Genomic DNA, 21,948 nt, shown 5'->3' with positions numbered 1-21,948 from the left:
GACTACAGGGCTAACGCCCCTAAGCCAAGCGCGCACTCCAATTTTCACTCGGCTGAATAGTTACAATATTTTAACCCCTGATTCGCATTAATAACATATAGAAGGGATGCAATCGGGTGTATGCTTTCTCGCCAAAAGTATCATCATTGAGTTGTTTAAATTGATATTCAGCATGAAATGATCAAAATTTTTAAAATTCAAATAAAACAAAAAAAGCCTTATCAAATGGCGATAAGGCTTTTTAAAATATTTTAATTTGTATTAATTTGTGTTAAAAATATTTGATTTTATTTCTTAACAAGTTTAATGCTACTTACACCATTTGCTGTTTTAATTTGAGCAAAATACAATCCTGATTTTAAACTAGAACCATTTATTGATGTTTCAGTAGCATTTGGTGTTAATGATAATACATTTTTACCTAACACATCAAATACACTAATAGTTTCCATTTTAATGTTTTGTGTTTTTACCGTCCAGCTGTTTTGAGATGGATTAGGGTAAACGCTTAAACCAGCAATTTCAAAATTATTTGTACTTAAAGTTGTGTTTTTATGGAAATATAAGTTATCATACCATACAGCATTTTGTAAGTTACTAGTAACCCCAACTTGTCTAGTAGCTGTAGTCGGGCCCGAAAAAGTAATAGGCATATCATAAGAATACCATGTGCCTGGAACAGGTTGTGGACTAAGCGCATTAAGATCTATTGGTAATATTGATTCATCACCAGCACCAGGCACTGTTTTTATGTTAAAGACCTTTCCTACCAAATCAGTACCAGCCTTGACAAATAAATCAACATGAAGGTGTGTGAAACCCGTTAAATCTTGTCTATTAGCATCAAAATCTATTCCTTGGCAAGCTCGATTTTTATAAGCTAAAACGGCATTTCCACCGGCAGTAGTTGCTTCAACAGCATTAGGATCACACCATCCCTGATCAAGATTAATTGCTGGTATAACGGCATAAGCATCACTATAAATAGATACCACATCAGCAGCAGCGCGAGCTGGAGGCGTCGGTGCAGCTGTTTGTGGTGATGATATTATAAAGTTAATAGTGTATAACTGACTAACAGTCCCATCTTGAGAAGTAACAGTAAACGTGGCACTTCCTGGAACTGCTGATGCCTGTGTTATAGCCCCAACTGTTGCGCCCGCATTGGTTGCAGTTGCAGATGTAACTTGAGGTATTGGAGTAGCACTTGCAAGTTCAATATTATAGGTTTTTTTTGTTGAACCAAATCCTGAAATAGATGCCCCGTCTAATTGTAAATCGCTTAAGGAAATGTCTTCTCCAGGTGGTATTGGCACACAAGTATCTCCAACTGTATAACTGTATGCTACTGATTCTATAACTCCTCCTCCAGCATAAGGTCCAAAAAATGCCAAACTAAGAGTTGTCCCATTGACTTGACCAGAAAGAGTTGTTGAAAAAGATTTTCCATCAGAGCTACTCATATTGGAAAAATTATTACCCTGCCTTAATTGACCAACCAATCCTGTGAAAGATTCCACAATATCAAATGTGATTATAACATCTGTACCACTAGTTGAAAAACTATAGCCATAAGTGAATGTTCCTTGAACTGAAGCGGTAAGGTTTGTTTCTGTACATGCTTGAGAATATCCCAAGGTCATGGTTAACATTGTTAATAATAATAAAGTAATTTTTTTCATAATAAATTAATTTTAGTTAATATTTATAAATTATTGTATTCGTAAATTTAACCCTAAATAATTGTAAACTCCCTAAAAACGCCCAATACAAAACATATACATAACAAAAAAAGCAGTGTTTTTTTATGGCATTAGCATTGAAACAAGTCTGTTTAAAGGGGTTTCCACAGCATGTTAAAATTAATACTGCACTGAAAAGCATCATGTCAAAATCATGATGTTGTGGTAATGTTGTGGTGCTTTTAAACTTTGTATAGCATCCCTTTTTTTAGCGGCTTGAATAATTGCTTAAAAAGCAGATAAAATCTTGGTTTAGCATAAAAAAACCTCCCGTTTTGAATTTGCAAAACAGGAGGTTCACTAAATATAAGTATTTGATTATATGTTATTTAAATAGCGTTTGTTTTATTTTTTTTACTAAAGGTTTATCTGCAAATTTCAAGTTTTCATCTTTGTCCCATAGCCCCCAAAAAGCTCCAACATCACCCTCAGAACCAACCTTCCATGACTCATCGAAAGATGAAAAGTAAAAGATTTCTATAGCATCTTCTTTGGACCATTGTTGTGTGTTTACAAAGTACTTTATGGCATTCTCATAAGATGGTATAGCGCCTTGCAACCCTTTGCCTTCACTGGGCCAACCCGTTTCGGTAATTATTACTTTTTTTCCATGGGCAGCTTTAACAGCTTGATGGTACATATCTTTCATATACACTAGTGAATAATCAATGCTGCACCCTTCCCAATACGGGTAACAATTGGCCAAAACAATATCGCAAGCTTCCGTTATTTTTGGTCGGTGCGCAAATTCATAATAGGCATCAACATAGCCCATAGGAATATGGGGAACAGCCTCTTTTACTTGATACATAAAGGCTAAAAGTTCTTCTTCAGTCAAATCTTTTCTATACATCACTTCATTGCCAACGGCAGCAATATCTACATAACCTTCTTTTGCCAATTTTATAAGCCCTTCTATTTCCCTTTTATTGATTTCAGGATCGTCACCTAACCACGCACCAACCAAGGTTTTAATGCCAAACTCTTTGGCAATTCGCGGGATGGCTTCGTTACCATCGGTACATGAAAAGGAGCGAATCCATTGGGTGTATGGTTTTATAATTTTCATGCGCCTTCTAATCTGCGCTTCGGTAATAAGTTCTCCTGGCTCTTGACCTTCCTCATAAGGGCAAAACCCTAGCCCGTGCATGCCGCCATTTAATATGCGCTTGAATAAATTGTGTAATCCTTTATTGGTTTTATTATCAAGGTTTACACCCGATAACGCCATAAGTTTTCCTGCTCTTCCTGACATGATTTCTATTTTTTAGTGAATTTTAACTTTTCATTCTTATCCCAAATACCCCATCCAGTACCAACTTCACCTTCTTGTTTCACTTTCCAAGATTCGTCGAACGAAGAAAAATAAAACATATCGATGTTTTTATCCTTTGCCCATTCTTGGACATTGATAAAATATTTCATGGTATTCAAATTGGAAGGTTCTGCTGCTTCCACGTGTTCTCCCTTTGAAGGCCAACCGGTTTCGGCGATGATTATTTTTTTGCCATTTGCTACCTGTTGCGTCAATTCCATCATTCCATTAAAATAAGAAAGTGCATATTTAATGTCTGCCCCTTCCCAGAATGGATAGAAGTTTACCAAAACAACATCGCACGCACCAACCAATGCCGGTTTATCAAGAAACTGATAATAGGCATCAACATACGCCACAGGGATGGAATTGGGCAGTGCCTCTCTAACCCTGTTGATATAGTGCAACAACTCCTGCTCAGAAATTTCACCGCGGTGCAACACCTCGTTTCCTATGGTAGCTATATCAACCTTACCTGATTTAGCCAAGGTGATAAGCGATTGGATTTCTATTTCATTTCTTGCTTTGTCATTACTTATCCATGCCCCAACCAAGGTTTTCAATCCTTTTTGGTGCGCTATTTGTGGTATCAGTTCATTCCCTTCGGTACAAGAAAACGTTCTAATCCATTGGGTATAAGGTGCAATGATGTCGAGTCTTCTTCGGATTTGTTTTTCTGATAAAATATCGCCCGCTTCCTGACCTTCTACATAGGGACTAAAACATAAACCATGAAGCCCGTTATTCAGGATTTTTGAGAAATGGTCTTTAATCTCAGCATCATTTTTAGTACTAAAATCAATACCTGTTATGGTATTGATCGATGCCCCTTTTCCAACTAAAGACACTAATTTCCCAGATAAATATGCTGAAGATTCTTTTTTCCTCAGTTCTTTTCTTTTATCCAATATGGCTCTGAATTCACGCGCTCTTTCTTCAGTAACCTCATAGTTTCTCATAACCCACATTGCTATCAAAGTGCCTAAAATAGGAAGCCCAGAGAAAAAAGCTCTTAACCCCACGATAGCACCTTCAGGTTGTGTTTCGGCACCCGAATCAAAACCTACCGAGCTCATGATCAATCCACTGACACCTCCTGCAATGGCAAATCCAAATTTTACCATCCACCAATAAATAGCGCCAAATATGCCTTCTCTACGTTTACCGGTATTCAATTCATCCAAATCGATCACATCGGCTGTCATGGACATCATCAATACGAATAAACTCCCAATACCGAATGAAAAGAATGGCAATGCGAATATGAACATATAGGGCTTACCTGGGATAAAAAGAAACCATAACATGATATATCCTATAATTGATATGCCTTGAGAAAGAATAAAGGCTTTCTTTTTTCCTAACATTTTAGACATTTGTGTTACAATAGGTATCACTAAAAAGGTTGTTCCCAATGCGCCTATGGATCCAAAAAGCGTAGGCCACATACCAGCTGCTCCTGCATTGCCATCAAAAAGATGGTACACTATGATGAAGAACGTAAACGCAGCGATCGTATTAAAGGCATTGAAGACAAAAAACGTTGCAATACACAATTGCCTAAAGGGCTTTATGGCAAAAGCTTCTTTAAAACCTTTTAAAATTTCTTTTAGACTATTGCCTATGCTTTTAAAATTTAAAGGGGCATAATCTTCATGAAGCGTAGATTTGCTCTTAATAAAAATGGCAGGAACCATAGCAAACAACATGCAAACAACACCTACCCAAACCGCCAATGTTCTAGTGGCTACATCGGCAGACTCAAATATTGTTGGATCGTACATGATGACCCAAAACCAAGGTGCGATTACCCATGCCCATTGCCCAATCCATTGCGCTACTGCCATAATACTGGTTCGTTCGTGGAAATCATCACTCATCTCATAACCTATTGCAACATAAGGCACGCTGAAAATGGTCAATCCTAAATAAAATACAAAAGACCAAAGCATGAAATAGGTAAAATTATAGTTCACGCCATCGCCTCTGTACAATTGCCACATAATTACGAAAGCAACTCCCATAATAATAGCTCCCAAGAAAACATATTGTCTTCTTCTTCCCCATTTCGATTTTGTATTATCGGATATATAGCCCATGATGGGGTCTGTAAACGCATCAAATATTCTGGGAAAGAAGTATATGAATCCCCACATCCACCCCGGAAAACCTAAATCTTGAACTAAAACCACCATAAAAATCCCCAAAACAGCAGGAAACATCTGGTTGGCTAACATTCCTAACCCGAAGGCTATTTTTTGTCCCCATGGGACTTTAGAAGATGTAGTAGAGTTTGACATAATTTTAATGTTTTAGTTAGTATTATTATAGTTTGAATAGCTTGCGCACTAATTTTTGCCTTTACGCTTTCGTTATTAAGGTTTTGGTTGGTTAAATATTAGTTTTGATAATTTTCTAAAGGGCAAACGCATTTAAAAATGTTCTTAAATGCCTTTTAGTAAACTCTTTTAATTAATAATTTTTTACTTTGTGTAGCTCTGTGTTTTCTTTGTGTAATAGCTGTAACACAAAGTAGCACGAAGTTTCACAAAGATTATTAAGTACCTAAAAGCGTTTACCCCGAATGGATTACTTGTTTATTGATGCCCCACAAACTCTACCGCTAACGGAGGTGGCAAAACTTCTTGTATTAAGGCGTTTTTATCGCCGTTATATGTTTTGGTTATGGGTTTGCCGTTTCTGGTTAAGCCTTTAAAAATGCCTTTATCAACCAAATCCCATATCGCATATTTTGCTTGCCCTTTTAAATTTATCAGTCCAAAGTGGTTTTCCGAACCTAAGGGGTTACCGGCATCTTTCCATTGTTCATCAAAGGCTTCAAAATAAAAACAGGATATGTTGGATGTGTTTGTCCATTCGCGCATGAGTTGATAATAGCGTCCAGATTTGTATTCATCACTCGCTCTCGATCCATCTTTGCCATAAAACCCGTCTGAAATTGTTGCCCAACCTGTTTCGCCAATGTGCACGGGCTTGTCAACTCCTAAGCTTTTCATATAGTTGGTTACGGAATCATATTGCTTTACGGCAAATTCCTTTGCACGAAGCATCGCGCCTTCAATTTTTTTGGTATCAGACAATGCAGTTTCTTCCTCAGGAACCAACCAAAATGCAGGGTTGTAATGCGTATTATGCATTGGGTAAGTATGCATGGAAATATAATCGACCGCCTTGATGAGTTTCTCTAAATCTGGGGTGTGATAACTGCTGTCGCCACCGCCCCAAGAAGAGAAATCATCAGAACTTGTTATCCATAAATCTTTAGGAAGTTCGCCCGATTTCTTTAAATTTTGAAGATGGTTCACCCACTTTAAAATAACATGTGGTTGCACAAAATAACTAGTTGCCCATTTTACCATAGCCTCATTGCCAACCGCTATAATTTTAACTATATCGGGATATTTTTTTGCTAGTTGTACGGCGCGTTCAATCTCTTCTGCATTCTGCTCACTTTCAATGTTATGGTTGGGGGCTTTATCGGTCCATGCGTTTTCACAATCCATCCATGCGCCTAACATGGCGTACATTTCGAAGTTGGCATCTTCTTTTTTAAGTTCGCTGATGGCTTTTAACAAATTAGGTGCTTGCAGTAATTGCACATTATAGGTGCGTAACAGTTTTATGCCCATTGCCGAAAGTATTTTCATATCTTCCTTTAATTCGGGAATGGTGGGTTGGACAGCTCTTGATTTTTGACGATACCCGCCATAAGAGATTGCCAAATAGTCTGGATTTACCAATATTTCAGAAGCTGTTGTATCCATTTTTTCTTTAATCAATGTTTTTTCCTTTTTTGACTGGTTACCACATGCCATGACTAAAATTGAAACGGAAAGTATCCATAGTATTTTTAGCTTTGTTTTCATGTGTTAATTGTTGGTTTTAGACCTGTTAGGTTTTAAAAACCTGACAGGTCTTTATCATAATCTATTTTTTAATCGAAACCAATATTTGATTAACATCGCCTGTTCTTTCAAAAATTTGTTTGCTCACAGGTGCATCTATAGTTAAGTTTTCAAAATTTTGGTTTTTCCCATTATTGAACACCACTTCCAAACGCTCTTTACCAGCTAGTTTATAAATAACAGGGACTTGACAATAAGTAAAACAAAGTGAACCTGTCTCTAACGGAATATTTTTTTCTTCTTTATTGACAGTTGTATAGTTAAAAGTTTCGGGTGTTTTTAAAAATTCACTTAATTGAAGCAACCGCGGATTGAAACTTAATTTACCGTCCTTAACAAACACGCCTAATTCCCCGAACCTGCTCAACACATCTTCCTTAACCTGACCTGTCATTCCCGGTTGTTGTGCACCTTTTGTGGCGGGTGTATGCGAATATGGATCGGTGGGGAATGCCCCGTACAATTCGGGCGATTTATGCACCCCAATGCCTGCATTTATTTCATAGTAATGGTCTAATAGTTTACCGATTATTTCTTCACTTGCACGGTTATTAATGGCCAACAAACAGTTTTCCTGTACTGCCAATAATAACTTAGAAACCATGTGCCAATAAATGGAACCCAAACCTTCGTATCCAAAGAAGGTTCCTGATCGTCCTGTGAATGATTTATGGTCAAAAATGGCCTCAAACATATCAAGCAATAGCTTTTTATCTTTTTCAACCAATTCTTGATAAGCATCTTTTGGCAAACTCGCTAAAGCATCCTTCAAGCTGTTGGCATTATTTAAATTACCGTTAAAATGATAATTGCCTAAAACATCCTTTTCAACAATTTGAAAATTCCCGTCTTTTATTAATTGCTTTAACAAGCTGGATTCCTCCACTTTTTCAGAAGGAATGTTGTTCTTTTTGGCAAAGCGTGGTAATTCTTTATTCGGATATAAAATATAACTGTACTGGTCCTCTCTAAATAGTGAACTGCTTTTTAATCCGTTGAGTAGATCAAGTGCTTCCGAAGGCGATAAATACCCAGAACTTAATGCTGCCACCTGTCCTTCCAACATTTCTGGTAAGTACGCAATAGACACTTCATTATCGTTTTCAACCGTCATCAAATTATAGGCGTGATACATGTTATCAGCACGCTTATTGGCTTTTATGGTATGCTCCAAATACTGTTGGGTGATGGCGATGAATTGTAATAATCCTGATTTACTTACCGCCGATTTATGACTGGTAAATCCGTTTTTGTAAATAGTCGCTCTATAATTACTTCCCGCTTTACCAACACCGTCTAAAACTGTTTTCCGGTCTTTATTGGACACATTTCCAGAGAGCATCGTTTTATTGGATTGAAGGGTTTTAACAACAGTATTAAAAAAGCTGTTCAATTCTTCTGAAATTTCAACCTTATCGGTTTCAGAATTTGAAACAATGCCATTAAAGAAGTTTAAAAAACGGCGTAAATAACAGAGCGTTACCATCGATACACCGTTACCCACCAACGCATTATTGGCGTCGTTCCATTCGGGGCGTTGGGTATTTAACCAAATACCGCCTTCGGGTATAAAGTTGGATACTTTTGCCAATACGGTCGCCAATAATTTTTCAATTAAATTGACCTTATAGATTGAACCATTTTTATCATTCAATAAAGTGCCATCGGCTCCTAAAACAGCTTTTTGTTCATTGATTTTAGCATCTAATTTATGGTCAAAATCAATAGTGTCTTTCGGGTTTTTTAGGGTGTCCTCGTAGCTTTTGATTTTATAAGGCACATTGGCATAGACAAAAATGTTTTGGCCGAAAAGTTTTTCAAGTCGGCTAGGGTAGTGGTCTTCAATAAATTCCAAGAATTTTAAAAGATAGATAATTTGATGATCGCCCCAATAACCAATGTACGACCACGGATCGTTTTCTTCAATGGTTTCCCAATCGAAACCATCTTTTGTAATACGGTATGGGTTGTAGCCTTCAAATGTGGTGGCATTTAAAAACTTATGGATCATGCCTTCTATAAACTCCGGATAGGAATGCACCAAAGCTTCCCAGTTTTGAAAAATATCGCGCCAGTTTCCTTCGTAATCCAAAATTTTAGACCCGTCAATTTCGCTTTGGGTGTTAATGGAAAAACGGTTCCACGGTCTGCTTGGGTCGCCATGTCTTCTACTGAATTTTAGTGGTAAATATTCCAAACAAAGCCGTTTGAAATGATAGTTGTCACTCTTTTCAGCGATACGTTTTAAATCATTTAAAGAAAGGAATCCAGGGAATGCGTTTAATGTATTTTGTTCGCTTTTGAAAACTTCTTTATTTGCTTTTGAAATAAATTTTACGAAATCCTCTTTTTCAATGTGATAGCCATTATCAAAAACACCTCCACGCATGATGTTGAAAAGCGTGTTAGAAAAATGTCTGGTATTTATTAAAGGATCTGCTGTTAATTGCAACCCATCTGAACTCGCGGTCAATTCAATTAAATTTTTGGTGCCCGCATCAATGTCCTTTTGAACAATTTCAGAAATATTGGGGTTATTTTTAATGCTTTTGGAAATGGCGTTGATGCCTGTTATGGATTGATTGACATTGGCAGCAAACAGCCAGTTTTTTTCTGAATTAGCTTCCAATTCTAAATCTGAAGATATAAAATACGCGCCTTTTTCGGCTTTAATGTCTATTTCTTGTTCGATGTTGTTTCCCTTTCTGAAATCGTCAAGTTGTAAAGACGACACTAAATACTTTGGGTTTTCAATACCAGTAGCCCATACCATGTTGGCTTTTAACGCTTCACTTGGTTCTGCTTTATCAACAATAATGGCACTTAGCGCATAAATGCCCAACCCTACTTCGGGCAGTAATTCGTTTCTTTTATAGGCATCAACCAAATTACTTCTGCTGTTTTGCAAATCGGAAGTTACTCCAGCAGGTAAAACATTCTGTAATCCGTCCAAAAGAGTAAGGTTAATGTTTTTAAAAGCGTTGTTTATGATAGTTGATTTTTTTACAAACCCAAATTGATTGCTAGAGCTCCATTGGTATCTAAAAGTAAGCCCTAAATCGGTATTGATTTCTTCAAGAACAACTTTGTTTCCGTACTTGTTTTTGTATATATTTCTGGTAATGTGGTATAACCCTGCTTGCCTTATGGAAAAAGGTTCCCACACATAGGTTTTCCCTTTGATATGAATTTGGAAGATGGTTTTGCTCCCGGTAATATCTGCTGATTCTGCTATTTTATCATCAGTATAATAAGGAAATAAGGACGATTCGGAATTCTTTCTTCCTGCCGTTAATCCGCCATTGCTTGAAATAAACATCCAATGATTGGAATCGCTTACAATGCTCATAAAAAATGGGCGCATGGCATCGCTATTGGAAATCTTGTAATAAGATTCATTGTTAATATTAATTAATTCTCCAACGACTTTATTTGACTTTACTGAAGCCATGTCTTCTGTTTTATCCATAGTATGATTCATTGACTACGTTTGATTTTTTATGGTTTTTCACTATTTATTTAAAAAAAAAGCTAGCTATCAAATAGCTTTGTGCTAGCCTTTTTTACTCTATTTATAACAATTATTCAATTATATTACTGATGTTATACCTCTTGGCTCGTTCGATTAAGGCGCCAGTTTAAGAGATACGTTATCAATATTCACGGTGCCTCTACATGAGCCTCCACCGCAAACCAATTCTAACAATATGGATACTCCACCGTCAACCTTACTAGCGGTGGTAAATGTGTACGACCTCGTTTCCCAGTTTGTTGGAAAATTTGCATTGCCCGCATTCAAAATATGTTGTGTGGCAGGATCTATAGAGCCTTCAGCGGGCTCAGAGAATGCAAACACTTGAAAAACGGCACCGTCTGCGGGCATATCAGCGGCATTTGCCTTAATATCGAACTTAACTACATATTTTGTATTTGGTTGAATGACACCAACACCAAATCGTTCTTGCTTTAAAGCAGGGTTTTTTAATGGTGCTGTTTTTATTTGACCTGAATTACTTCCACCATTATTAATGGTTGTAGATATTGATACCAAACCACCATTATTTATCAATTGCCAGCATCCCGCATTTGCTTCAAAACCACCATCTGCAATAAAGTCACCCGATGGCGCAGTACAAGTGCCGCCACCACCACCGCCACCGCCACCTGAGCGAGCGTAAAGTTTAAGGTCATCAAAATAATAGGTATCACCATTTTTTGATTCTAAATCAAAGAACAGTACAATCTTGTTAAATTTACCGCTTGCAGTAGCAGGAAAAGGAAAGGTTAGTTCTTCCCATTCGCCCGTTTTAGTCCTTGTTACCGCCACATCACCAGAGTTATTTCCTGCAGCTCCAATTTCTTCAAGTTTCATGGTTACTTTTGTTCCTGCTTTTAGGGAGTACACTTTCATTTTGAAGCCTGCGTTGGCATTAAAGTCTAATTTTGAAGCTAGGTTGATTTGAACATTATCCCAAGGGTTTGTGTTGGTGTTTATTGCACTGCCCACAAAGCACGACCCATTCACAGCATCTGTTTTTGGGTTTGCGATTCGAGAATATGTTGCACCGTCTTGAATAACAGCCACATTGTTTGTGTTAAAGGTTAAATTAAAGTCTGCTGCATTTAATGATTCCGCAGCATCTGCTGTACATGTGCCGCCGCCACCTGAACCGGTACCATAAAGCTTGAAGTCGTCAATATAAAACGTCCCAGTGGTGAATGAATCTATATTAAAGAATAACACTATCTTATTATTACCGGTTGCACTACCGGCAAAATCGAAGGTTAATTCTTCCCATTCATTCGCTTTCGTCGTTGTTTTTAATACTTCTGTAACAACGCCTCCTTCAAGTTTTACGGTAACCTTCGTTCCTATGGCAGGAGACCAAACTTTCATTTTAAATCCTGACTTGGTGGTAAAATCAAATGCAGAGGCAACATTGATTTGAGTATTCGCATATTGAAGGCTGGCACTTCTAACAATCTTACCCACTTTACACGACGTATTTAAAGCACTAGAAATATCTGGGTTTGTTACCCACTCAAAATCGCCACCATCTTTTACAATACTAGCCGATGGATCTGTTTGGAAGGTTAAATTAAAGTCTGGTGCAAGAAGCGATTGCGCTGTTTCTGGTGTACATGGAGGCAGCGGTGTTTCTATTTGTTCGATATCGTCAAAATAGAAGGTGCCTGTTTTGGTTCCAGGACCATCAACAAACAATGTGAGTCTTGTATATTTACTTGAAGACGTAAAATTGAACGACATACTTTCCCATCCCGTACCACCATGATTTGTGGTTGCTTCAACATCAGCACCTGTGCCTTTTTCAAGTTTCAATAAAACACTTACTGGCGCATTTGCCCAAACATTCATTTTAATTGTTTTATTGGCCGTTAAATCAACTTGGGCGCTTAAATCGAAATTAATACCTTCAAATGCTTTTCCGCTGTTTGTTATCGCCCCAACTTTAGATGCTTTATTATTAGTTCCTGAAACTGCCGGATTATCGACAATTGCGAAAGAGGCGCCATTAAAAGTGGCAACCTTATAAGCCACATTGGCAGTATCAAAAGTAACAGGCAATGTAATTCCTAATGGGATGTTTATGGTAATGGTATCCTCATAAGAACTGGACGCCCCTGCAACATTTGAAGCTTTTAAAACTATGGTGTACGTACCGCTTGGATATGTTTTTACTGGATCAATAAGTGTAGAACTGGTTCCGTCTCCAAAATCCCAGCTATAATTGGTTGCTTTTGTTGAAATATTTATAAAAGTAACCGTTCCTGTTTGAGCATCGATGGTATGCGTAAAGCCAGCAACAACTTTTGGTAAAACCGCGTCATCTTCGCAACCCAACAAGGTTATAGCCAAGATTAAAATTGAAATCTGTTTAAATGTTTTGATTGATTTTTTCATTGTCCTTTTTATTAGTTGTTACTACTTTTATATACTCTTACGTAATCTATAAGCAAGTTTTGAGGAAATACGGTTTCTTCATTTGGAGAACCTGGTAACGACCCACCAACGGCTAAATTTAAAATGATATAAAATGGGCCACGATTAAACACCCATTCCCCTGGTACGTCTTTGGGTGTAACTTGATTATACAATACATTATCAACGTAGTAATTAATATAATCAGGACCCCATTCTATTCCAAAAACATGGAAGCCCGTATCAAACCTATCATTCATTAGTTCATAAGATTTACTTATCGATTCGCCTCCTGAATAGCCTGGGCCATGAACCGTACCAAATACGCTTGTAGGTTTGTTTCCAACATATTCCATAATATCAATTTCGCCAATTTGGGGCCAAACCTCTGTCCCGTTCAAATCGTCTCCCAACAGCCAAAACGCAGGCCAAATGCCTTGCCCATAAGGCAATCTCATACGCGCCTCAAAACGGCCGTAAGTCTGTTCCAGTTTTCCTTTGGTTAAAAGTCTTGCAGAAGTATAGGAAGATCCGTTAAACGATTCTTTTCTAGCAGAAATAATCAACACGCCGTTTTCTACTTTAACATTTTCAGTTCGGTTCGTGTAGTATTGCAATTCGTTATTGCCCCAACCGTTATTGCCTGTACCTATGTCATAACCCCAAATGGCAGGATTAGGAGCTCCATCGGTATTAAACTCATCTGCCATAACTAGCACGGAAAACCTAGCAACTGTTTGGGTGCCGTCGGTTGAGCAACTTAAAGCCACGAAAGACAGTGCCGTTAAAAAAAGCCCCTTCTTTAATATGCCTTTTAAATTTATTTTAAATTGATTTATCATATTCGTTATTTTTAAATTTTTAAAACGCTATTTTATTTATAGAAATAGATATTATCTAAATAAAAACTCTTCAATGGGGAGCCATTAATATTTTCATAAATAATAAGCCCAATATTGTTCTTGTTTGTCAAGGTTAAAGGCGCCTCTAAAGTGCTCCAGGTGTTTGGGGCAAAATCAGATGCCTTAAAAAATATTTGCTGAAATGTGTCATCTCCACCGCCATCGGCTTTATCGGCACCAAAATCTCGTACCGTAATTAAAAAGTCTAGGTTTGAAGGTATATCACCAGGAATGTACATGTTAACATGTAAATTGGATCTTTCGGTGGCATCTACTGTTGGGTTAGCAAATTGATTACCAACAAAATTAAAATTCGTATAGCTCAACATTTTGTTGCCGTCAATAACAAGTTCGGTAGATTGTGTGGTTTGAAAAGGTTCCCAAAACCCATTAAAAAAGTCGACTGGCACATTTGTGTAGGTGTCACTAAAAATAGAAATAACATCACTGGGGTTTCTTGTTGGTATGGGGGCAAAAGTAAAATTGCCCAATACATTTACTGTTGCCGATCCTTTAGCTTTAACGTTTGCTAAAGTGGCCGTTATAACTGCCTTACCTTCACTGATAATGGTAATAATCCCTAATTCATTAACGCTTGCTACCGTTGGATCGGATGATTTAAAATCAAAATAACTTGGTGCAGGGCTCACTGTTTCATTGATGCCTGTACCTAAGTTAAAGGTTTGTTGTAAACCTGTTATTGGTAATGTAACACCAATAAAAGTGTCTAAATTCAGATCTTCCCCATTAAATATGTCTGGTCTTGGTTGTGCGATGGTCCCTAATTTTTCATACTTTAACTCATCAATCCAAAAGGTGTAACCGGCTCCATTTTCTGGACCTTCTGAATACCAAAACAGCCCTTTTTCTTGCGTAAGTTTTGATGCGTCAGGAATTGGAATACTATATTTTCTCCAGTTGGTAGATATGCGCAAATTTTTCTTAGTAACCATAAACTTATTGGCGCCAAAATCATTTCCAAAACCAATTTCGTTTATAGTACCGGATTGTGTACCCTTTGCCCAAAATGTTAGCGCATCATAGCCCGATAAATCGCGACCACTATTGTCTGGAAAAATAGCACCTGCATAGGCACCTTCCGGATCTCCAACATTTGGAACGTCCAATCGCATGGAAGCACTTCCTTTATATTTTGTTTCGGTGTCAACGGTAAAAGCATTTAGCCTTGAACCAGCAAATGGGAAATATTCCAAGCCTCCACTAAATCCGTCAATAAAAATGGCTGGTGTATTTGGAAGTGTAGCAAAGGCTGCATCATCTGAAGCTTCTCTTTCACAGCCAGTGGTTATCATAAAAAGCAATCCTGAAAGAAGTACTATTTTTGAATACATAAATTTTATATTTTTCATCTGTATATTTTTATTGTTTTTTATTTGTCAGATGTAACATTCATTTAATGATTTCTTTGCGTATTGAAATTTTAATTATGAATGTTTCATTTTCTATATTTTTTATTTTCCAATGTTGATATGTACATAAGTTCTAATTTCCCACTCGTTTCCATTACCAAAGCCAACAGGGCTTATAATAGGCCCCGGGGCAAACGGAAGGGCTGTGTTAGGACTGTATCTAGGTGAATTTTCATTCAAAGAACGCCAGGTGCCCCGAATCCCAATTTTTGTGCTTGGTAAAATAAACCAATCGGGTTTTCCAATGGATGTTGATACATCCAACATCAACTGAACAGGGTAGGTAAGGTTGAAATCGCGATTATAATCAAAAGGGCCCCAATCGTCTATTTTAAAAGAATGTACTACTTTAATTTTATTATAAAGGATTCTAATATCGCCTCCTATGCGGGTAATTAGTCTGTCATCACTACCGTTTGCTTGTGCGTTACCTGCATAAAAGTTCGCAATAAGTCCTAAATCTGGATTTACTTTTGAAACAATTCGTGTATGCGCCTCCCATAAATCTTGTGCAGGTGCAGAGTTTGGAAAAGCAAATAATGTTCTATTCGCTAAAAAACCAATGGCAGCATCTTGTGCTGTTGGAAGGTGGCGAAAAACAAAACCTAAATTAAATGCTAATTTTGCATCTTCAGCTCTATCATTATCCCACTCATACATCCAAGTACCTGGTGTTGGATCGTAGGTTAATAAAAGTTCTCCTGCTGTTGTTTCTCTATTTGCTCTAACAGCAAAAGGGTCATCAAAAACATTTCTTAGTCTTCCTGGTGCCGCTACATCATTTGGCATAGGACCAACAATTGGTTTTTGCCATAAGAAGTTTGGTGCAATTTGAAAATTACCTACAGAGTATGAGAATCCAGATAAGAAATTGGTTTGGTTTCCGCTTCCACTATCTTTTAATCGCCAGCCAGTAAATGTTTGCGTATAATCGCCACCACCATTGGCAACCAATCCCATAGCAGCACCTTGTGCGTACCAATTAAATTTACCTTTAACATAGGTAATTTTAGCTTTAGCGCCCCAATTATCATTTTCGTTAATTTTATCGGTGTAAACGATATAGTTTCCAGGTTCGCCTTCGGTAAATTGAAATTCCCTACCGTTTAACGGTTGGCCTCCCCAAATACCTCCAACTTGAATACCAAGAGGTCCAAATTCTCTTTCTATATGAAGCGTGGCTCTACGTGTTTTTGGCAATGGTATTGCAATAGATGTAACAGCGTCATTTCTATCATCAATATCTTCATGATAAATACCTGTGATATTATATTTTCCAAATTTACGGCCGTATTTTAATAATACGGCAGGGTTTGCGCCCCACCACAATTGGGGTCCGAAAGCGGCTTTAAAGCCATTTAAAGCACCCTTTCCATCGACCTCAACACCCAATATTTCGCCATTATAAATATCTAAATTGGGACCGTAATTAGCTTCTGGATATAAACCAAAAAAATCGCCTTCATAACCCCAATGGTAATGGCCCGTTCTATAAAACCCTCTTAAATCGAACTCTTTGGCATTCCATTCATAAGAGGCATTGTAAACTTGCACTCTGTTTGGGTCTGTTACATCTACATTTCCATTGTCTGTATTTACCGTATATGGTCTCGCCCTGTTTTCATAAAAAATTTCATCTATAGGGTTTAGGGCTACATTGCCCACTATGTTGAAGTTTACCTCGGCACGCATGTTTGCAGTAGGATTCCCTTCTACACCTACAAAATAAGACTGCATGTAATCAAACCCTACTTGATTTGGATACGTTTGATTGTCAGGGTCTGGCGTTTTTGGTGTTGTTAATAAACTACCGCCTGTATTAAATGTGGTAAATTCTACTCTTAGATTGCTTAATCTTATTTTTTCTGAGCTTCCACCGGATAAAGCCGCTTTATCGCCTCTTGCCCTTAAAACAGCGTCCATTAATTGGATGTTGTCAAAATGGTTTTTAACAAAATCGGCATCCACGCCTTTTTCATAAGGGTTTAGTTGATGTGCTTCCTTTAAAGCGTAATAAGCTGCCCGAGGGTACAGATCATAAGTGCCTCTTTGGTTTGTTGGGCCTTTGGCACAGATACCAAACCACTCTTCGTTCATGTTGTTTTCGCCTACTTTATAGTCGCTTTCATAACCCCCGTTAGACCAAGACGCATTGTTATCGTGCACCTCTAGGTTTTTAGTTTGACCGAATTTCCACCAGCCATCACTAAACTGAAATGTAAAACCTCCAATAGAGTTTCCTGCTTTACCTAGGCCTGCAGCATTTTGATAAATCTCCTTCCAGTTTTCTACCAAGTAGTAAGCCTGGGATTTTTGGTCTTCTTGGTTTTCAATGGCATTGAACGCATCGGCTCCAAACTCGGCAAATAAAATGGGTTTGTTCAGTTTTTCTTTGGCTACCTTAAAAGCATCACCAAATGATTTTCCTCGGTACATGTTAACCCCGTAGATGTCAACGTCTTTGCATTCTTCAGCTATAATATCAATAAATAGCATATCACCATTATTTATGGCGACCGGACGTGCCGAATCAATGGCCTTCATTTTAACTGCGGCATCGTTCATAAGTTTATACATGGGCCTTCCGCGTTTTTCACCTATAAACTTTTTTTCTTCTTCATCATCAGGAAAATCTTCTGTTTCGGCTCCTGCCCAAAAAAGACCATAATTGTTTTCATTTCCCAACAAGAACAATAATACTCCGGGGGTGTTTTTATACTCCTCAGCCATTTTAGTTACTTCGGCCATGAGCAGCTTTTGTGTTGCTGGATCCCTATAATCGGTAACCGGTACCCAAGCACCATTAATGGTTAAGCCATAACGCCCAAAGGAATGGTTAAGCATGGTGTAAATACCGTAATTCTCATAAATGTACTTAACCCACTTGGGTTGGATGCCCGTATAAAGCCGAATGGTATTTACCCCCATGTTCTTTAACAAGCCCATTTCAGTATCCAAAGCTGATTTAATAACATCATCCGATTGTTTCCATAAGCTGTAAGTAAAGTTTGTGCCTATGGGGAAGTAATCCCAGTTCATGCCATTGATCATCATGCTTTTTCCGTTGACGGTCAATGTCATTCCTCTATCATCATTTATAACAGTTACTTTATCTGCCTGAGCACATACAATCGTTGTAAATAAAAAGAAGGTTAATTTTAGAAAGTTTTTTTTCATGTTTATTAGTTTAACTGGTCATTATTATCTAGTCGTTGGTTATTTAAGACAGAGATCTCGGTTGTGTGTAAAATTAAATATAACTATTGCCGATTCTTCATCTTACGCCCCAACAAAAAACATACATGGTAAAAAAATAGCTTCTTTATTGCCTAAATGCTAATAATTTATAGCTGTTTTAGAGAAATTCATATTGAATAAAAAATTGTTTGGAGGTGAAAAAACAACTGGATGTTGTGGTGTTGTATGGGTATAATTTTGTTTTGTTGTATAGTTACACCCCTTAACGATAGTCTGTTAGTTCAATTGGTGGGCTTTAGTTAACAAATTCTTAAAGTATTCGATTTTCCACTTTTCTTTGTATATAAAACTATCTTCGTTTTTCTTGACCTTTCGTAGTGCTGGAAACTCTATAAAACCAAACATGCTTTCCCCTATTTACGAGAAGCAGTTTTCAACGCACAGCTACGGTTTCATGCCAAAGCGGAACGCACACCAAGCATTGAACAAATACAAGGACTATATTACAGAAGGATATAAATATGCCGTGGATATGGACTTGGAAAAGTTCTTTGATACAGTAAACCAGAACAAACTGATAGAATTGATGTCAAGAACGCTGACGAGTACCGTGAATTTTATTGAGAACAAACTTTCCTTAAAAGTGAACAGGGAGAAAACGGTGGTAGCTTACATCTCTAAGATAAAATTCTTGGGATATTCTTTCTGCGTAAAGAAAGTAGAAGGACGGTTACGTGTACATGCCAAGAGCCTAGCCAAGATGAAAAAGAGCGGATAAGAACGCTCACATCAAGGAGCAACGGTTGGGCAATGCACGACGGAAATTGGTGCCCAACCACTATATTGTTGGTTGGGTGAACTACTTTAGGCTGGCAGACATAAAATCCCTGCTTCCAAAAGTGGACGAATGGTATTGCAGACGTTTACGGGCTATTATATGGAAACAATGGAAACGGATAATGCCCCGTTTTGGAAATCTCATCAAGTTGGGTATTGCGAAATATAAAGCTTGGGAATATGCAAATACAAGGAAAAGCTACCGGCATACTTGAGTAGAACCATTACCAACAAACATCTAAAACAAGCAGGCTATACACTTTTCGTTGATTTCCTACAAGAAAGTCAAAGGCATAAATTAAAGAACCGCCGTGTACCGAACGGTAGGCACGGTGGTGCGAGAGGACAGATAGGGAACTAATCCCTATCTTCCTACTCGATTGTCAAGTTGAGTTATTTGAGCGTTCCAACGCAATAACTATTGACAATTTTATTACTTTTTAAAACTTCTGGATATCTAACCTAAACTGATTCAGTTAGATATATAGAGCAAACGCTTTTAGGAACTCAAGAATCTTTGTGCCCCCGATAAGCTATCGGGACGTGTGAAACTTTGTGACCCTTCCTGCCGGCAGGTAAGACACAAGAAACCGCAAAGCAAAAAAACATATTAAATAACGAGTTTATAAGTAACATAAGCCCGTTTTAAAAACTTTTTACCCTAGTTACAAACATTAACAGAATACAAACTATAGAATGATTATTTTTACCCTCTATTTTTTATCAAAGACATTGCTAAATGAAACACCTTAAAGATACCGATACAACCACATCTAAAATAACCATGGCACAGGCCTTTAAAACCATTATTTGGCCACGGCGAAATCTGGTTTTTATCGGGTTGGTTTTAATCATTATAAAAAGTATATCGGGTTTAATTTTACCATGGCAAAGTAAAGTACTGTTGGATGAGGTAGTGCCCAATAAGGATTATAGCCAGCTTTACACCTTGATAACCATTGTTTTAATTGCTATTTTGGTGCAAGCGGTCACCTCTTTTTTATTGACCCGAATTTTAAGTGTTCAAGCACAATTTTTAATCAGTGAACTTAGGGCACAGGTTCAAAAAAAGGTACTGTCGTTGCCTATTAGTTTTTTCGACAATACAAAATCTGGCGCTTTGGTGTCAAGAATCATGAGCGATGTTGAGGGGGTAAGAAACCTTATTGGCACAGGTTTGGTCCAATTGGTGGGTGGCAGTTTTACCGCCATTATCTCGTTGGTTATTTTAATAAAATTAAATCCTTGGATGACACTTTTTGTCTTTGTACCGCTTTCAATATTCGGGTACATCGCCTTGAAAGCGTTTAAATACATCCGACCCATTTTTAGAATCCGCGGAAAAATAAATGCGGAAGTAACCGGGCGATTAACCGAAACTTTGGCTGGCGTTCGGGTTATTAAAGCGTTTAATGCAGAAGAACAGGAGCAGCTGGTTTTTGAAAAAGGCGTTGATAAATTGTATCAGAACGTAAAAAAGAGCTTGACCGCTACTGCTTTTATGACGAGCTCTTCAACTTTTCTAATTGGGGTCGCCACTACTGGCATTATGGGCATTGGAGGTTATTATATGATTTTGGGAGAAATGACTATGGGCGATTTTTTATTCTTCACGTTGATTCTCGGTTTTATGATTGCGCCCATTGTTCAAATGAGCAATATTGGGAGCCAACTTACCGAAGCGTTGGCTGGTTTGGATAGAACCGAGGAACTGATGAACATGACTGCGGAAGAAGACAACCAACAGCGCACCGTTCAGCTAAAAGATTTAAAAGGCACCATTGAATTTGCCGATGTGTCTTTTTCTTATGAGGAAGGCAAACAGGTGTTGCACAACATCAATTTTACAGCACCCGCAGGAACGGTAACGGCTTTGGTGGGTAGTTCGGGTTCTGGAAAATCGACTATTGCAGGACTTTCGGCAACATTTTTAACGCCCAAATCTGGGAAAGTCACCATTGATAATCAAGATTTATCCAAAGTAAAATTAAGCACCTACCGAAAGTATTTAGGCGTGGTGTTGCAAGATGAATTTTTATTTGAAGGCACTATCAGGGAAAATATTCTATTCCCGCGTCCCAATGCCACGGAAACCGAATTGCAAAATGCCGTAAAAGTAGCTTATGTAAACGAATTTACCGATCGGTTTGAGGATGGTTTGGATACCTTGATTGGCGAGCGTGGTGTTAAATTATCGGGTGGCCAACGGCAACGTTTAGCCATTGCACGTGCTATTTTGGCGAACCCAAAAATCATTATTTTAGATGAGGCCACCTCTAGTTTAGACACCGAGAGTGAAGGATTGATACAAAAAAGTTTGGGTGAATTGATTAAAGATAGAACCACCATTGTGATTGCCCACAGATTAAGCACCATAAAAAAAGCAGATCAAATTTTGGTCATAGAAGCGGGCCACATTGTAGAGCGTGGTAACCACGACCAGCTTATTGCATTACAAGGCAGGTATTATGATTTATATACCTACCAAGCAAAAATTTAGCTTTTAAAGTGTTTCTGTTTGTTATATTTGTTTTAAAGTACATTTCAAAAATCTGATTAAGCTTAAATTACTTAAAAAGTCTCTTAAAAATTCCTCCCCTTTTTTCAAGGGGTGGTGCCGTAAGGCGGAGGGGTTAAAAGCAGCAATAGTAATTCTT

General features: G+C 37.8%; 12 protein-coding genes. 3 read left to right on the top strand and 9 right to left on the bottom strand.

Going from position 1 to position 21,948, the window contains the following annotated elements; all coding sequences use genetic code 11:
* Nucleotides 1-287 precede the first annotated feature (287 nt).
* From ACU1LP_RS07805 to ACU1LP_RS07765, 9 genes are all read right to left on the bottom strand, one after another.
* Nucleotides 288-1,682, bottom strand: a complete 1,395-nt coding sequence (locus ACU1LP_RS07805; protein WP_445731705.1) for a T9SS type A sorting domain-containing protein — start codon at nucleotides 1,680-1,682, stop codon at nucleotides 288-290.
* Between the two features lie 385 nt (nucleotides 1,683-2,067).
* The gene (locus ACU1LP_RS07800) at nucleotides 2,068-2,997 is read right to left on the bottom strand and encodes a glycoside hydrolase family 17 protein (protein WP_445731706.1); all 930 of its coding nucleotides are present in this window, start codon (nucleotides 2,995-2,997) and stop codon (nucleotides 2,068-2,070) included.
* Between the two features lie 5 nt (nucleotides 2,998-3,002).
* A complete protein-coding gene (locus ACU1LP_RS07795) occupies nucleotides 3,003-5,357 on the bottom strand; it encodes an MFS transporter (RefSeq protein WP_445735990.1) in 2,355 nt (784 codons plus the stop codon).
* Between the two features lie 297 nt (nucleotides 5,358-5,654).
* The gene (locus tag ACU1LP_RS07790; protein ID WP_445735989.1) at nucleotides 5,655-6,944 is read right to left on the bottom strand and encodes a glycosyl hydrolase family 17; all 1,290 of its coding nucleotides are present in this window, start codon (nucleotides 6,942-6,944) and stop codon (nucleotides 5,655-5,657) included.
* A gap of 61 nt (nucleotides 6,945-7,005) precedes the next feature.
* Nucleotides 7,006-10,464, bottom strand: coding sequence for a hypothetical protein (locus ACU1LP_RS07785; protein ID WP_445735988.1), 3,459 nt, complete (start codon nucleotides 10,462-10,464; stop codon nucleotides 7,006-7,008).
* 144 nt (nucleotides 10,465-10,608) lie between these two features.
* Nucleotides 10,609-12,906, bottom strand: a complete 2,298-nt coding sequence (locus ACU1LP_RS07780) for a PKD domain-containing protein (RefSeq protein ID WP_445735987.1) — start codon at nucleotides 12,904-12,906, stop codon at nucleotides 10,609-10,611.
* 11 nt (nucleotides 12,907-12,917) lie between these two features.
* Entirely contained in the window at nucleotides 12,918-13,766 is an 849-nt protein-coding gene (locus tag ACU1LP_RS07775; protein WP_445735986.1) for a glycoside hydrolase family 16 protein, read from the bottom strand.
* 32 nt (nucleotides 13,767-13,798) lie between these two features.
* A complete protein-coding gene (locus tag ACU1LP_RS07770) occupies nucleotides 13,799-15,196 on the bottom strand; it encodes an Ig-like domain-containing protein (protein ID WP_445735985.1) in 1,398 nt (465 codons plus the stop codon).
* A gap of 102 nt (nucleotides 15,197-15,298) precedes the next feature.
* A complete protein-coding gene (locus tag ACU1LP_RS07765; RefSeq protein WP_445735984.1) occupies nucleotides 15,299-18,433 on the bottom strand; it encodes a glycoside hydrolase family 2 TIM barrel-domain containing protein in 3,135 nt (1,044 codons plus the stop codon).
* A gap of 385 nt (nucleotides 18,434-18,818) precedes the next feature.
* Here ACU1LP_RS07765 and ACU1LP_RS07760 point away from each other — a divergent pair, with 385 nt between their 5' ends.
* The 3 genes from ACU1LP_RS07760 (at nucleotide 18,819) to ACU1LP_RS07750 (ending at nucleotide 21,791) form a co-directional block, all read left to right on the top strand.
* A complete protein-coding gene (locus ACU1LP_RS07760) occupies nucleotides 18,819-19,232 on the top strand; it encodes a reverse transcriptase domain-containing protein (RefSeq protein WP_445734038.1) in 414 nt (137 codons plus the stop codon).
* A 49-nt stretch (nucleotides 19,233-19,281) separates the two neighbouring features.
* Nucleotides 19,282-19,506, top strand: coding sequence for a group II intron maturase-specific domain-containing protein (locus ACU1LP_RS07755; protein WP_445734040.1), 225 nt, complete (start codon nucleotides 19,282-19,284; stop codon nucleotides 19,504-19,506).
* A 524-nt stretch (nucleotides 19,507-20,030) separates the two neighbouring features.
* A complete protein-coding gene (locus tag ACU1LP_RS07750; protein ID WP_445734037.1) occupies nucleotides 20,031-21,791 on the top strand; it encodes an ABC transporter ATP-binding protein in 1,761 nt (586 codons plus the stop codon).
* Nucleotides 21,792-21,948: the final 157 nt, after the last annotated feature.

The organism is Mariniflexile sp. (assembly GCF_052728615.1).
This window is presented reverse-complemented; position numbering and strand designations above follow the sequence as displayed.

What these genes read in the sequence shown, in the direction of transcription:
- ACU1LP_RS07805 (WP_445731705.1), bottom strand. Translation starts at nt 1,682, where the DNA reads ATGAAAAAAATTACTTTATTATTATTAACAATGTTAACCATGACCTTG.
- ACU1LP_RS07800 (WP_445731706.1), bottom strand. Translation starts at nt 2,997, where the DNA reads ATGTCAGGAAGAGCAGGAAAACTTATGGCGTTATCGGGTGTAAACCTT.
- ACU1LP_RS07795 (WP_445735990.1), bottom strand. Translation starts at nt 5,357, where the DNA reads ATGTCAAACTCTACTACATCTTCTAAAGTCCCATGGGGACAAAAAATA.
- ACU1LP_RS07790 (WP_445735989.1), bottom strand. Translation starts at nt 6,944, where the DNA reads ATGAAAACAAAGCTAAAAATACTATGGATACTTTCCGTTTCAATTTTA.
- ACU1LP_RS07785 (WP_445735988.1), bottom strand. Translation starts at nt 10,464, where the DNA reads ATGAATCATACTATGGATAAAACAGAAGACATGGCTTCAGTAAAGTCA.
- ACU1LP_RS07780 (WP_445735987.1), bottom strand. Translation starts at nt 12,906, where the DNA reads ATGAAAAAATCAATCAAAACATTTAAACAGATTTCAATTTTAATCTTG.
- ACU1LP_RS07775 (WP_445735986.1), bottom strand. Translation starts at nt 13,766, where the DNA reads ATGATAAATCAATTTAAAATAAATTTAAAAGGCATATTAAAGAAGGGG.
- ACU1LP_RS07770 (WP_445735985.1), bottom strand. Translation starts at nt 15,196, where the DNA reads ATGAAAAATATAAAATTTATGTATTCAAAAATAGTACTTCTTTCAGGA.
- ACU1LP_RS07765 (WP_445735984.1), bottom strand. Translation starts at nt 18,433, where the DNA reads ATGAAAAAAAACTTTCTAAAATTAACCTTCTTTTTATTTACAACGATT.
- ACU1LP_RS07750 (WP_445734037.1), top strand. Translation starts at nt 20,031, where the DNA reads ATGAAACACCTTAAAGATACCGATACAACCACATCTAAAATAACCATG.